Genomic DNA, 13132 nt, shown 5'->3' on the forward strand with positions numbered 1-13132 from the left:
GAATTGGGCTTAGAGAAGCAAAGTTTCTCCCACTTTCAGTTGTCTAGATGTCTGCTGTCAGAATCATCAAATGCCCGCCAGGGCATTAAGACCTTTTGACAATTGGAACGCCATCAATGTGACCAATGACGTCGTCAGAATCATCAAATGCCCGCCAGGGCATTAAGACAGAGGGTAGAGGAGTTCTCCTGCATTATGCAGGAGGGGTCAGAATCATCAAATGCCCGCCAGGGCACGCAATCAGGCGTCCCGGCAGGACGCCCCAACTGTCAGCATCAGGGTTGCGTGAAATTGGCGCAACCCTCGTTTTTTCCCCACCCCAAATTGACATACCTCACATGATGTTTACCCGGTGGAACGTCTTCCTTTGCCGGGATGGAATAGGGGCGTTCTCAGCCCCCACCCAGGCGTTGGGTCGGGGGTGGAACGGCAGTTTTCCCAGACGAATATCCGCAGGCACTCGGGAGAGGACACCAGGGCTGCTCCCGCCGAAGATTGAACCACCCGCGCGCACCGCCATGCCCCAAGAAATATGGGAAGCGGCTTACCCGGTCGGCGCCCGAATACCTGGCAAGCCGGCGAGGGGGCCCTCTCGGTTCTTATCTGCCCTGCACTCTCCCCCCAATTTTCGGTTATAATTAAAGCGCACTCGCGTCAAGAGCGGCCCGCGGGTGCGCTCGGAGAGGTAGCGTAGCCTGGCCTAACGCGCGCGCCTGGAGAGCGCGTGTACCGATGAGGTACCGCGGGTTCGAATCCCGCCCTCTCCGCCAATCTGCCCGGTCATTCCGGGCGTTTTTCATTCCCCGATCGTGACTTAATTCCTGAACTTGACCTGATTTACAAAAACGATGGGCGTGCCATAGCCCGCCGAAGATTTCCAGCCTCAGCCTACGGGAATTTTCGGCGAGCCGCCACGGTGAACCTTGGGCCTATCCTACCCCCTAGGTGAGGGTCAGTTGCACCAGCGACTGAAAAAGGGGAAGGGTGCGTCGACCTGCAGCGATTTCTGCGCCGCCACCGTGAACCACCCCAGCCCCAACCCATGACAAAGTCTGCCCTTATGCGAACCAACCCGCGCTTGCCGGCGGGTTGGTTCGAAAAGCGGGGAGGAAGAAAAGAGGGGATTATGGCGCGGCTTGTTGTTGCAGGTGACGGACGTAATTGACCACGTCCCAGCGCATGCGCGGGTCGGGGAGATTTTCGATCAGCGCCGGCATGCGTCCCTCAATACCATTGGTGATGGTGAGGAAGATGGCGCCATCGCTCAACTGGCGCGCGTTGGCGTCGGGTGCCACCAGATTAGCCGGCGGATACACCACCAGAAAGCCGGAGAACGAGCCGTTCCCCTTGCCCTCAGGGCCGTGACAGAGTGCGCAGGCCACATCGTAGTAGGCCTTGCCGCGCGCCAGCGAGGCTTCATCGGCAGGCACCGGGTTGACCGGCGCCCCCAGTTCGGGAATATAGGCCGCACCCTGTACCGGCACCGAACGTGGCGGTAGGGGCAGGGGATCTTCCATCACGCGGTACGAGGGCTGAATCTCCATGAAACTGATCCAGTCAATCTTTATAATGTCATAGGTGAAGAGCAAGCCCAGCGCCAGCGGGCTGGCCAGGATCACCAGGACGATGAGCAGGCGCTTCATCACGGCCATAAGCGTTCCTCCTCAACATTATGGACGATCTCCGCCCCCAGCGCTTCCAGTGCCGCGTGCACCTCCGCTTCGACCTGGGCGGGGCTGCTGAAAAGAATGCCGATGTGCCCATCGCTGACCTTAGGATGATAGCCACGCGGCCCAAACGAGGGCGAGATCGTTTCAACGAAAACCCCGATAAACGTGCTGATGAGCAGCCCCAGCATGGTCAACTCAAAAATGACCACAATCGAGGTTGGGATGGGCTGGAAAGGCATGGCGGCAACGCGAATGGGATAGAGCAGGGGGGTGCCGAAGGAGAGGAACACCGCCACCAGGAAACCCACCACCGCCCCAGCCAGCCCGATGCGCCCAATGGTCGTCCACGCCATCGGACGACCCAAGATGCGCTCGGAGTAGGGGATGCCGGAGATGACCGAGATATCACGATCGCTCACGCCCATCTCGCGCAGGCGGGTGATGGCCTCAGCGGCATGGTCAATGGCCGTCTCCTTGAAGAGTGCCAGATGAACCATGTTTGCGCTCATAAGCCCTCCTTTACTCCAGTTCGGTGACACTGGGCACTTCAGCTTTGCCCACCCGGCGCAGGGTATGCGCCATCTGACCTTCCTGCACCTCCCAGACCGGCACCAACGGGATCAAGCGCGAAGCCAGCAGGTAGAGCAGGAGGAAGAGGGCAAAGGTGCCGATGACGATGCTGATTTCGGTGGGGCGGGGGGTGTAGACGCCCCAGTCGAAGGGCATGCGCTGGTGCCCCAGGGTCAGCGGGACGATGGTGTAGCGCTCGGCGTACATACCAACGTTGATCAACAGGGTGATGATAAACATCGCCCAGGGGGTGCGGCGGATGGTGCGGTTCCACAGCGTCAGCCAGGGGATGACCACATTGCAGACCAGCATCAGGTACCACACCCAGGCAGCCGGGCCGGTGGCATGCAGGGTGAGGATGCGCCGCGCGGCTTCCTCACCGCCGTACCAGGTAAGCAGGTAGTCGTTGAAGAAGAAGTAAGCCCAGGCCATCGAGAAGACCAATAGTAACTTACCCAGGGCGTCAAAATGTTCCTTGCGGATGAAGTAATCCATGTGCAGCATGGTGCTGCGCAAGACGAAGAGGATGCTCACCACCGCCGCCACGCCGGAGAGGATGGCACCGATGATAAAGTAAGGCCCAAAAATGGTGGAGTGCCAACCGGCTACCACGCCGACCGCAAAATCCCACGAGACGATGGTGTGCACCGAGAACATGACCGGGATGATGGCAAAAGCAAAGATGGTGATCGCCCGACGCAGGCGGTGCCATTCGGCTTCGGTGCCGCGCCAACCCAGCGCCAGCAGGCGGTAAACGGCATGGCGCCAGCCGGTCGTGCGATCCCGCGCCATGGCCAGGTCGGGCACCAGCGGCAGATAAAGATAGATGGTGCTGCTGAGTAAGTAGGTGGTGATGGCCAGGAAATCCCACACCAGCGGCGAGCGGAAGTTGGGCCACAGCCAGCGTGCGTTGGGATAGGGTATCATCCAGTAGAAGACCCACACCCGCCCCAGATGGATGAGGGGGAAGAGCGCGCCGGCGGCCAGCCCGAAGGTAGTCATCAACTCGGCCGCGCGGGTGAAGGGGCGACGGAACTCGGCTTTAAAGACGCGCAAGATGGCCGAAACGAACGTCCCGGCATGGCTGATGCCGATCCAGAAGACGAAGGTGACGATGAACAGCCCCCAAAAGACGGGGCGGCGGATGCCGGCCAGGCCCATGCCGGTGAGGATCATGTTGCCCCACGCGCCGAAAAGGCACACCAGCACCACCAGTGCCAGCCCGATCACCCAGGCCCAGTAGCGGCGCGAGGTGCGGGTCATGGCCTCCATGACCATGCGGTTCATCTCCTCGCGTGGGCGGGGATCGAACATCAGATGTTCACGCGGGTCTTCTTCGGCGTGGGTCAGGGGCAAGGGTGTTTCCAGGGGTTTCGCTTCAACCGCCATGGTTTTCCACTCCTTTCAGGTAGGTGACGCGAGGCAGGGTACCCAATTCTTCCAGCAAGTGGTAACGACGCTGGTTAAGCGCCATCTGACTGACGCGGCTCTCGGGGTCGCTCAAATCGCCAAAGACGAGCGCTTCGGCCGGGCAAGCCTGGACGCAGGCGGGCTGCACTTCGCCATCGCGCAGTTCGCGGCCCTCGGCGCGCGCTTTCTGCCGCCCGTGCACAATGCGCTGAACGCAGAAGGTGCACTTCTCCATCACCCCGCGGCGGCGTACGGTGACATCCGGGTTGAGGTAGGAGCGCATCGGCTCCGGGAGGTCGTAATCAAACCAGTTGAACACGCGCGCAAAATAGGGGCAGTTGTTGGCGCAGTAGCGGGTGCCCACACAGCGGTTATAGACGGCCAGGTTGATCTGCTCTTCCTCACTGTGCACCGAGGCATAGACTGGGCAAACCGGCTCGCAGGGGGCGTTGCCGCACTGCTGGCACATCACCGGTTGGAAGGTCGGCGCCACCGTGGGGTACTCACCTTCCCAGTAGCGCTGAGTGCGAATCCAGTACAGCGCACGCCCATACGCGACCTCGTCTTCGCCTACGAAGGGCACGTTGTTTTCCATTGAACAGGCAGCGATGCAGGCGTTGCACCCGGTGCAACGATCCAGATCTACCACCAAACCCCATTTTGCAGGTCGTTCTTCAGCCATGGTGCTGTCTCCTCTCCATGAAAAGGCTAATGTTCGCCGTAAACGCCATCCTTGCTTTCCACCCGCGCCAAGGGGCGGCGCCGCCCGGTCGGGGTGAGCGTGGCGGTGGTACCGATAAAGGCCATGTCACCGGCGGCGTTGCTCTCGGCCGGCAGGATTTGGGCGGGGTTACAACCGCGCCCTTCGGCCCAACGTCCCAGCGCTGTGTGGCCTTGTCCAAAGGGAACGGCAATCGTATCCGGTCGGATGGCCGGGTAGCGGTACACACTGGCTTCCACCGCGCCGTAGGGCGTGGTGATACGGACCACATCATCATCTTTCAGTCCCAGTTCATCCGCGGCGTGGGGGTGAATCTCGACCCAGGCATTCCAGGTAACAGTGGTCATGGCATCCGGCAGTTCTTGCAACCAGGGGCGGTTAGCGCCGCTGCCATCGCCAAGGTGGTTGGCATACGTCAGCAGGTAGAAAGCCCCCTCGGCGGGCGGGGTGGGCGGAACCAGCGTCCCAAAAGAGGCCGGCAGGCGCTCCAGGCTGGGGGCGGATAAACCGGCCTCCGGCGTCCACCAGCCACCGTATTGCAGCCAGCGGCTCCAGAAGGTCAGGATTTCCGGCGCGGTATAAAAGCCACCGGCGTTGAGCAGGGGCAGGATCTTCTGTTGAATGAAATCCACCTCATCGCGGTAGGGCAAGGGACGCCCGCTGGCCTGCGCTGCCGCCAGCAAGACATCTACCGTGGCGCGGGTGTCATACAGCGGCACCACCACGGGTTGTAAAGCCGACCAGGCCGGGCGGTCACTGCCAGCCAGGCTGCGCTGGTAGCCAAAAGATTCCAGCGGGGAATGATCAGGCAAGATGTAATCACTCTTGAGCGCCGTCTCATCCGGAAAGGCGGCGAAACTGATCACTTGGGGCACTCTGGCCAGGGCAGCCTCGAAGCCCAACGCGGCGGGGAGTTCAAAGAGCGGATTGACGCCGTGGATGAAGAGGACGTCCACCTCACCCGCCTGCATGCGCCGGATCAGGTCGCGCACGGCATCTAGCGGGGCGGGGGTGGCATCAGCCGGATTAAGGAAAACGCCGCCCGGCTGGCCCAGGTTGCCCACCAGGGCGTTCAACGCCAGCACCGCCTGCGCGGTCACCAGGCCGTTGGGTTGGGTCAGGGCACTGCCGCCGACCAGCGCCAGCGGACGTTCAGCGCCAGCAAAGGCCTGCGCCAGGGCTTCCAGTTGTTCCAGGGGGATGCCGCTGATCTGGGCGGCATCGTCCAGGCTGACGGCGCGAAAAGCTGCGGGCACGGGCAAGCCGCGTAACTGTGCCACGCGCTGCCCCAGCCCCAGCACCACATAGGCTTCACTGCCGGGGATGAGCGGCACCCAGCGGTCGGCGTTGCCGGCGGTGAGGGACTGGCGCGGTTCGAAGACAATCAGTTCACCGCGGCGGCGCGGGTTACCCTGGCGCATGGCACCATAGGCGCGGGTGTAGGTGACCGGCGAGAGCCAGGTTTGCAGAAAATCGGCTCCAAACGCCAGGGTCACCTCGGCCTGGGCCAGGTCAAAGTAGGGCAGGGCTGAACGGCCAAAGAGCCGCCGCACCGCTTCGAGGAGCGTGGTGCGCCCTTCCAGCGCTGCCAGCGCACTGTAACGCACAGGGGGCGGGGCGCCCAATGCCTGGGTCAATTCGCTGACCAGGTCAAAGAGGTGATCAGGTGCCAGTCCGAGCAGGAAGGCGATGCGTTCAGGGGGCTTTTGGAGCGCCGCGGCGACCACCTGCACTGCCTCATCCCAGGTGAGATCGCGGGGCGGGGTGGCAGGGTTACCGCGCCCCTGGAAGCGCGGCCCGCGAATGCGGTCAGGGTTATACAGCCCCTGCTGGGCGGTCAGGCCGCGGGCGCACAGGCGCCCGCGGTTAACGGGATGCTCGGGGTTGCCGGCAATGGTGATGGCGCGCCCCTCGCGGGTACGCACGATGATCCCGCACCCGGCGGGGCACTCGCGGCAGGTGGAAGCGTAATAGGTGCTTTGACCCGTCTGGTTGTATTCGGGCATCTGGGTGTAGGGACGGCGCACCACATAGCGTGACATCGGGCCGCAGCCGGTCATCACTGCCGTGGCTGCCGCGCCCATAGCCGTCAGTTTGAGGAAGTCGCGCCGGGAGATCTTTTCGCTCATGCTGTTCCTCGTTTCAAGGCGTGGGGTTTAGTAATGACAAGTCGCGCAGTCCGAAAGGCGCACAAAGTCGTTCGGACGCATGCGCTGATGGCAGTCCAGGCACCAGCCCATGTTCTGACGTGGTTGGGGCACGGCCACCGTCATCTGCGAGACCGGGCCATGGCAGGTCTCACAGGCAATGCCCGCCTGCACATGCGGCTGATGGGTAAATTTGACAAAATCGGGCTGGATTGCCACCGGCACCCAGGGAATGGGTTCATTGCGCTGGACATAACCGGCCAGTTTTTCCAATTCGGGCGATTTCTTCTGCACCTGCTGATGGCAGCCCCAGCATTTGGAGATGCCCGGCAGACCAGCGTTCGGTCCCCATGCCGCCGCCGGATGGCAGTAGGTGCACTGGGCCCCAAGCGCCACGTGAGTCTTGTGGGGAAAGGCAATCGGTTGTTCAGGAGGAATTTGGGATAGATAAATACCACTGGCGGCGCCGCCGAAGAGGATGAGCAAGACCAATGCCACCGCAATGCGTACGCCGCCGGATTGCCACCAGGGTTTCTTGACCTGCATCGTGTCTCTCTCCTTTGCGTTCAGGTTATTTACGCGAGCGCAGCATCCACACCACGACCAACAAAATTCCGACCAATAACGCTCCCAGGAGCAGAGCAAAACCCAGGCTGGTCGCCATCGCGCCCAGCGCGGTGAGAACGCCGGTAATGAGATTTTGTGCCGGGCCACCGGGTAATCGGACTGGGGTGGGCTCTGGCCCGGCTAGTGGCGGGGTGACCTGGGGCTCCAGGCCACTGGGGAGAGTCTGGGCATAAGCCAGCACATCGCGACCATCTTGTGCGCTCCACCCCAACGCAGCACCAATGGGCATCTCGGGAGCGCGCGCCACCCCAAAGCGGGTGCGGTGCAGGAAGCGCCAGGGATCTTGCACCGCTAGCGAGGCAAGTGAGACCTGCATCCCCTGATAGCGGAAGGTGATCTTCCGGCCATCCTCGCCGTGGCACGTGGCGCAGGTCTGAGTGTAGAGCGCTTGACCGTGAGCCACGTCGCCTCCGATGACCTTGCGACTAACCAGGTCAATGTAGTCCCGATCATCTACTACCCCCTCACGGATGAACGCTACCAAAGCCTGGATCTCCGCTGCTGAGAGATAGGGGGAGAAATCATGCTCAGGATCGGAGCTGCCTGTGAGGATGCCGGTCAGCGTCGCAGCGGGTAAGGTACGAGCGGCATAGACGCCAGGGAAGCCGGTGTAATTGGCGCCACTGCTCCAGGCACCGTCCTTGCCCTGGTAATCCCACCCGTGGCAAGTCACACAGCGCCAGGTCTCCGGACCGCTCAGGGTATTGGTGGATTGACGCCCCCAAATCGGGTGACTGCCGGGGGGCGGGGTCACACTCTTGACCTCGCTCCAATCATCGTAGAGGCGCCCCCCCAGCACCACCTCATCCATGGGCGAAGACGTTTGGGCACCTACCCGTCCAGCCGGATGTTCCACCAACAACCCTGCAATGACGATCAGAACGATTGCTAAACCAATGCCAGGTTTCCTCATAGCCCGCTCCATTCGCCTGCACATACAGAAAGTAAGTGGAGGTAGTTTGCCCCCCTTTGAATGATTATACATAAAGCCGTAAATCAAGCCCGCGTTAAAGGCGGGTGATTTTTATTAACCCGCGGTGGGAGAAGAGGGGGTATTATGGGCATGGGGTGGGTGATGTGGAAGCCCTACCAGGCGCCGCACAAGTGGAATGATGGTCAAGCCCTGGACGAAGATGGAGAACGCCACCACCCCAAACGCAACCGTGACCACGGCTTCACGATCGGGCACACCAGTGGGCAGGCTTAGAGCCAGGGCCAGGGCAAGCGTACCGCGCATCCCACCCCAGAAGAGGATATGCTGATGAGCGGGCTTGATGTGGAGCGGTGTGGGGGCAAAGAGCGCTGCCAGGGAGTAAACCGAGAATGCACGTCCAAAAAGCACCAGCGTACTGGCCAGGGCAATCGGCCCCAGGGTATGAAACAAATCTTGGTGCGCCTCGCGCATGCCAATCAGGATGAAAATGAGCGAGTTGACCAGGAACGCGGTGAATTCCCAGAATGATTCCACTGCCTCGCGTCCGCGGGCTGAGATCGAACCCAACGCGCCCAGGTTGCCGATGAGTAGACCTGCCGTTAGTGAAGCCAACACCCCCGATCCCTGGAAGTAATTGGCCATCAAGAACGAACCGTAGGCGGCAATCACGGTGAGGGTGATCTCGACCAGGTGATCTTCGGTGCGCCCAGCCAAGAGGAGAATGCCGCCACCGACCAGCGCGCCGCACAACAGCCCAATACCCACGGTTGTGAGCAGATTTTGAATAGCCAACAGGGGGTTACTGGTTTGCCCCGCGAGCACCCCCATTACCAGGCCGAAAAGCACGGCGGTCGTGCCATCGTTGAACAGGCTTTCTGCCTCGACCAGCAAGCGCAGCCGTCCCCGCACCCCCGCCTCTTTGAACAATGCGATGACGGTAACCGGGTCGGTCGCGGCGATGAGCGTGCCCAAGAGGGTTGCTGCCGGCCAGGTCCACCGCGCCAGGTACACCATGCCCAATGCAGTGATGGTTGCGGTGATGAGCACCCCGAGGGTAGCCAGGCTGAGGATGACCACCAGGTCACGGCGAAGGTCGTGCCAACGCATGTAGAGCGCGGCTTCAAACACCAGTGGTGGAAGAAAGAGGGTAAAGATCAGATCGCCAGTGAGGGTGATCTCGGAGAAACGGGGGAGGAACGCCAGCGCCAATCCAGCCAGCACCAACCCCACGGTATAGGGCAGGTGCAGCCGCCGTGCCAGCATAGCCACGACCGCAGCCACCAAAAGGAGTAATGCCACACTGACCAGGGTGAGTTCCATAATTTGATTCTAACCCCAAGGGGGCGAGGGATACACAGAAGGGGGTGGATAAATGAGGGCAAAGCCATGGGCATACCTGCCGAAGGGGTAGCACAAGGGTCCTGATTTTCCCTGCGGATCAACGCCCGATATTGAACCGGCTGGTTACGCGATGATGGGGTAAGCCGTCGAACCGCTGTAGCATTACCTCCGTCAGAATCCCCACCCCGGCGCTCGACTGAATGCGTATGCGCAACCCTGACGGGGTATAATCCTCAAGGTGAAAACTATCCGTTATGTGCTTCGCTGGCTTGGGCTGGGAATTGGGTTGGCGCTGGTGGCGTGTACGGTCGACGTGCGCCCGCTCTTCACTCCCACTCCCTCGTTGCTGCCGACGGCCACGGCATCCCTCACGCCCGCACCGCGCCCCACCCTCACCCCCACCCGCCCCCTGCGCAGTCCTACGCCGTTGCCATCGCCCACGCCTACCCCACGCACCCACATTGTCCAACGGGGGGAGGATCTCTTCGGCATTGCTCTGCGTTACGGGCTCAGCCTGGATGCCCTGCTCGCAGCAAACCCCACCGTAACCCCGCAGTTCCTCAGCGTGGGCACCGTGCTGCGCATCCCTGCTGCTGTGCCCACCCCTGACCCCAACCATCCACCCACACCCACCCCCATTGGCTTGGAGATAGACCCACCGCAGTGTTACCCCGCGGTAAACGGTGGATTATGGTGCTTTACCTTGGTGCACAACCCCCAACCGTTCGCCGTGGAGGGGGTGACGGCGCAATTCCGCCGCCTGAATGTGGCCAGCGATGAAATTCAGGCGCAAACCGTTGCACCACTGCTCAACCGCCTGCTGGCCGGGGGCACGCTCCCGCTGGCAGTTTACTTCCCGCCCCCGCTCCCGCCGGCTTACCAAGTCGATGCCGAGCTCCTCACCGCGCTCCCCGTTCCCGAGAGCACGTCGCGCTACCTGGATGCCTGGGTTGAGAACCTGCACCAAACCGTCACTTCTAATGGCTTGGGGGTAACCTTGGAAGGCGAGGTTCGTCTAGCCCCGGGGATCTCCCAACCCGCTCAGCAGGTCTGGGTCTTGGGCGTGGCCTATGATGCCGTCGGGCAGGTGGTGGGGGTACGCCGGTGGGAGAGCACCGCCGCCTTGGCACCGGGAGAACACTTGCCATTCCGCCTGTGGGTTTATTCTGCCGGGCCACCCATTGCCCGCGCCGAAACACAGGTGGAAGCACGGCCCTAAGATGATTTTTTACGGCAGTCCCTTTCCGTATTTTAACCCCAGGACTATAATGAATTCATCTTAGCGGTGTTTCAAGGGATTGCGAGATGGCCAAATCCAAAACCCATTCGCCATCCTCTCGCGATGCGGCGCTGATCCGCAGTGCTCAAGAGGTATTATCTGGAAAAAGCAAAAAAGGCGCGTTGGCGCGCTTGCTGCCCTTCATCGGCCCGGCCATCATTGCCAGCGTGGCTTACATGGATCCCGGCAATTTTGCGACCAACATCGAGGGTGGGGCGAAGTTTGGCTATGAATTGTTATGGGTGATCCTGGCCAGCAACCTGATGGCGATGCTGTTGCAATCGCTCTCGGCTAAATTGGGCATCGCCAGTGGCAAGAACCTGGCCGAGCATTGCCGCGACCAGTTGCCGCGCTGGATGGTTTGGATCATGTGGGTGGTGGCAGAACTGGCTGCCATTGCCACCGACTTAGCCGAATTCATCGGTGCGGCGCTGGGGTTCAATCTGCTCTTCGGCATCCCGCTCTTCTGGGCCGGGTTGCTCACTGCCGTGGCTACCTTTGTGATTTTAGCCCTGGAACGCTACGGCTTTCGCCCGGTTGAAGCCGTCATTTCGGCCTTTGTGGGCGTGGTCGCTGTCAGTTACCTGATCGAGATCCTGATCGTCAAGCCACCCCTGGGCACGGTGCTTTACCATCTGGTCACGCCCCATTTTTCCAGCGCCGAGAGCGTGCTGGTGGCGACCGGCATTCTGGGCGCTACGGTCATGCCCCACGCCATTTACCTCCATTCGGCACTGACCCAAAACCGCATCGTCACCCGCAACCCGCACAAGCAGCGCCTGCTTTTCCGCTACGAACTGTTGGATGTCTTCATTGCCATGGGTGCCGCCGGGCTGATCAACATGGCGATGCTGATCATGGCCGCGGCTACCTTCCACACCGTCGGGTTAACCAACATCGGCACGCTGGAGCAGGCGCACCGTACCCTGCAACCGCTCTTGGGCCACGCCGCCCAATGGTTTTTCGGCATCTCCCTGTTGGCAAGTGGACTTTCGTCTACTTCGGTCGGGACAATGGCCGGGCAGGTGATCATGCAAGGGTTTATCCACCGTCATATTCCACCCTGGGTGCGGCGATTGGTGACCATTTTGCCCTCGCTAATCGTGATCAGCGTGGGAGCCGATCCCACCCAAACGCTGATCCTCAGCCAGGTAGTGCTCTCATTTGCGCTGCCCTTTGCCGTCATCCCGCTCATCCTCTTCACACGGCGGCGTGACCTGATGGGCGCACTGGTGAATCGCCCGCTGACCACGGCACTCGCTTCACTCGCCGGCGGGTTGATCCTGGCGCTGAACGCCTTTCTGATTTATCGCCTACTGCTGGGGACCTGATGATGTTCCGTAGCCTGTTAGTTCCTCTGGATGGTTCGCGCCTGGCCGAAGCGGCCCTTCCGCCGGCCCTTTCGCTGGCACAGACCCTGGGCGCGCCGGTCACCCTGCTCCACATCCTTGAAAAAGATGCCCCGACGACCGTGCACCAGGATCAGCATCTCAGCCGGGCCGAAGATGCCGTGGCTTACCTAAACCAAATTGCCCAGCGTTTCACTGCAGCCGGGGTTACGGTGCAGGTGCATGTGCACACCCGTCCGGTCACCGATATTGCCGAGAGCATCGTCTACCACGCCACGCGCGAATTCAACCCCGACCTGATCGTGATGTGCGCCCATGGTCAAGGGGGACTGCGCGATGTTCTGATCGGCAATATTGCCCAGCAGGTGCTGGCCCGCCAGCAGGCGCCGATCCTACTGTGTCGGCCGCAGGCCGAGGATCACCCGCCATTTACCCTGCAGCGCTTACTTTTGCCCCTGGATGACAAATCCCAGCACGACCTTAGCCTGGATTACGCGGTTCATCTGGCCCGTGCCTATGACGCCGAGGCTTGCCTGCTGACCGTGATCCCGACCCTGGCCACCCTGCGCGGCGAACAGGCAGCGGCCGGTTCGCTGCTCCCGCTAACGGCAGCGGCTTACCTGGATTGGCAGGAAGAGGAAGCCTGGACGCACTTAGAAGAACATTTGCATGACTTACAGCAAGCGGGGATACGCGCTTATCGGCACGTTGTGCGAGGTGACCCGGCGGAGCAGATTGTGGCTGTGGCCGAGGCCGAAGACGCGGATCTGATCGTGCTGGCGACCCATCGCAAGGCTGGCATGGCCGCATTCTGGGCGCACTCGGTGGCGCCGCAGGTAGTGCGCCGCACCCACCGACCGGTATTGCTGATACCGTTGTGATCGTTTGGCCAAGGTGCTACTATCACACCTTATCTTACGCTACCTGCCCTACTTTGATCTCGACCGTGGGGTGGATATCTTGGAATTTACCACCGCAGAGTAGCAAGCCCGACTGGCCTGGGGCGATCCTTGTGCGCAAACCCTCATGCGCGAGAGCATTCGCCCGAGCTAGCCGGCCCAAAATTGTTAAGTGATCATAAGGT

Annotated in this window: 11 protein-coding genes and 1 tRNA gene; 4 read left to right on the top strand and 8 right to left on the bottom strand. The window is 61.4% G+C overall.

What is annotated here, in order from left to right:
- The first annotated feature begins 679 nt into the window (after positions 1-679).
- Positions 680-770 (top strand) — tRNA-Ser (locus AC01YT_RS12840).
- Positions 771-1124: 354 nt separating this feature from the next.
- Here AC01YT_RS12840 and AC01YT_RS12845 read toward each other — a convergent pair.
- The 8 genes from AC01YT_RS12845 to AC01YT_RS12880 all read right to left on the bottom strand — a co-directional run bounded on the left by AC01YT_RS12845 (position 1125) and on the right by AC01YT_RS12880 (position 9399).
- Positions 1125-1652, bottom strand: coding sequence for a c-type cytochrome (locus AC01YT_RS12845; protein WP_315624860.1), 528 nt, complete (start codon positions 1650-1652; stop codon positions 1125-1127).
- The gene (locus AC01YT_RS12850; protein ID WP_476676026.1) at positions 1643-2179 is read right to left on the bottom strand and encodes a quinol:electron acceptor oxidoreductase subunit ActD; all 537 of its coding nucleotides are present in this window, start codon (positions 2177-2179) and stop codon (positions 1643-1645) included. Before AC01YT_RS12850 ends, AC01YT_RS12845 begins: the two co-directional genes overlap by 10 nt.
- 10 nt (positions 2180-2189) lie before the next feature.
- Positions 2190-3629: an NrfD/PsrC family molybdoenzyme membrane anchor subunit gene (gene nrfD, locus AC01YT_RS12855; protein WP_476676028.1), complete on the bottom strand. Its 1440-nt coding sequence runs from the start codon at positions 3627-3629 to the stop codon at positions 2190-2192.
- Positions 3619-4332 carry a 4Fe-4S dicluster domain-containing protein gene (locus tag AC01YT_RS12860; protein ID WP_476676030.1) on the bottom strand — a complete coding sequence of 238 codons (714 nt, stop codon included), beginning with the start codon at positions 4330-4332 and terminating at the stop codon, positions 3619-3621. Before AC01YT_RS12860 ends, nrfD begins: the two co-directional genes overlap by 11 nt.
- Positions 4333-4358: 26 nt before the next feature.
- On the bottom strand, positions 4359-6500 hold the full coding sequence (locus AC01YT_RS12865) for a molybdopterin-dependent oxidoreductase (RefSeq protein ID WP_476676032.1): 2142 nt from the start codon (positions 6498-6500) through the stop codon (positions 4359-4361).
- A 27-nt stretch (positions 6501-6527) separates the two neighbouring features.
- Positions 6528-7064 carry a cytochrome c3 family protein gene (locus AC01YT_RS12870; protein WP_315624865.1) on the bottom strand — a complete coding sequence of 179 codons (537 nt, stop codon included), beginning with the start codon at positions 7062-7064 and terminating at the stop codon, positions 6528-6530.
- 25 nt (positions 7065-7089) lie between these two features.
- The gene (locus AC01YT_RS12875; protein WP_476676035.1) at positions 7090-8058 is read right to left on the bottom strand and encodes a c-type cytochrome; all 969 of its coding nucleotides are present in this window, start codon (positions 8056-8058) and stop codon (positions 7090-7092) included.
- Positions 8059-8172: 114 nt separating this feature from the next.
- The gene (locus AC01YT_RS12880) at positions 8173-9399 is read right to left on the bottom strand and encodes a cation:proton antiporter (protein ID WP_476676037.1); all 1227 of its coding nucleotides are present in this window, start codon (positions 9397-9399) and stop codon (positions 8173-8175) included.
- Positions 9400-9658: 259 nt separating this feature from the next.
- Here AC01YT_RS12880 and AC01YT_RS12885 point away from each other — a divergent pair, with 259 nt between their 5' ends.
- From AC01YT_RS12885 to AC01YT_RS12895, 3 genes are all read left to right on the top strand, one after another.
- Entirely contained in the window at positions 9659-10639 is a 981-nt protein-coding gene (locus tag AC01YT_RS12885) for a LysM peptidoglycan-binding domain-containing protein (protein ID WP_424912776.1), read from the top strand.
- An 86-nt stretch (positions 10640-10725) separates the two neighbouring features.
- Positions 10726-12030 carry an Nramp family divalent metal transporter gene (locus AC01YT_RS12890; RefSeq protein WP_424912775.1) on the top strand — a complete coding sequence of 435 codons (1305 nt, stop codon included), beginning with the start codon at positions 10726-10728 and terminating at the stop codon, positions 12028-12030.
- The gene (locus AC01YT_RS12895) at positions 12030-12929 is read left to right on the top strand and encodes a universal stress protein (protein ID WP_476676040.1); all 900 of its coding nucleotides are present in this window, start codon (positions 12030-12032) and stop codon (positions 12927-12929) included. Before AC01YT_RS12890 ends, AC01YT_RS12895 begins: the two co-directional genes overlap by 1 nt.
- Positions 12930-13132 lie beyond the last annotated feature (203 nt).

The organism is Thermanaerothrix sp. (assembly GCF_056331585.1).

What these genes read in the sequence shown, in the direction of transcription:
- AC01YT_RS12845 (WP_315624860.1), bottom strand. Translation starts at nt 1,652, where the DNA reads ATGGCCGTGATGAAGCGCCTGCTCATCGTCCTGGTGATCCTGGCCAGC.
- AC01YT_RS12850 (WP_476676026.1), bottom strand. Translation starts at nt 2,179, where the DNA reads ATGAGCGCAAACATGGTTCATCTGGCACTCTTCAAGGAGACGGCCATT.
- nrfD (WP_476676028.1), bottom strand. Translation starts at nt 3,629, where the DNA reads ATGGCGGTTGAAGCGAAACCCCTGGAAACACCCTTGCCCCTGACCCAC.
- AC01YT_RS12860 (WP_476676030.1), bottom strand. Translation starts at nt 4,332, where the DNA reads ATGGCTGAAGAACGACCTGCAAAATGGGGTTTGGTGGTAGATCTGGAT.
- AC01YT_RS12865 (WP_476676032.1), bottom strand. Translation starts at nt 6,500, where the DNA reads ATGAGCGAAAAGATCTCCCGGCGCGACTTCCTCAAACTGACGGCTATG.
- AC01YT_RS12870 (WP_315624865.1), bottom strand. Translation starts at nt 7,064, where the DNA reads ATGCAGGTCAAGAAACCCTGGTGGCAATCCGGCGGCGTACGCATTGCG.
- AC01YT_RS12875 (WP_476676035.1), bottom strand. Translation starts at nt 8,058, where the DNA reads ATGAGGAAACCTGGCATTGGTTTAGCAATCGTTCTGATCGTCATTGCA.
- AC01YT_RS12880 (WP_476676037.1), bottom strand. Translation starts at nt 9,399, where the DNA reads ATGGAACTCACCCTGGTCAGTGTGGCATTACTCCTTTTGGTGGCTGCG.
- AC01YT_RS12890 (WP_424912775.1), top strand. Translation starts at nt 10,726, where the DNA reads ATGGCCAAATCCAAAACCCATTCGCCATCCTCTCGCGATGCGGCGCTG.
- AC01YT_RS12895 (WP_476676040.1), top strand. Translation starts at nt 12,030, where the DNA reads ATGATGTTCCGTAGCCTGTTAGTTCCTCTGGATGGTTCGCGCCTGGCC.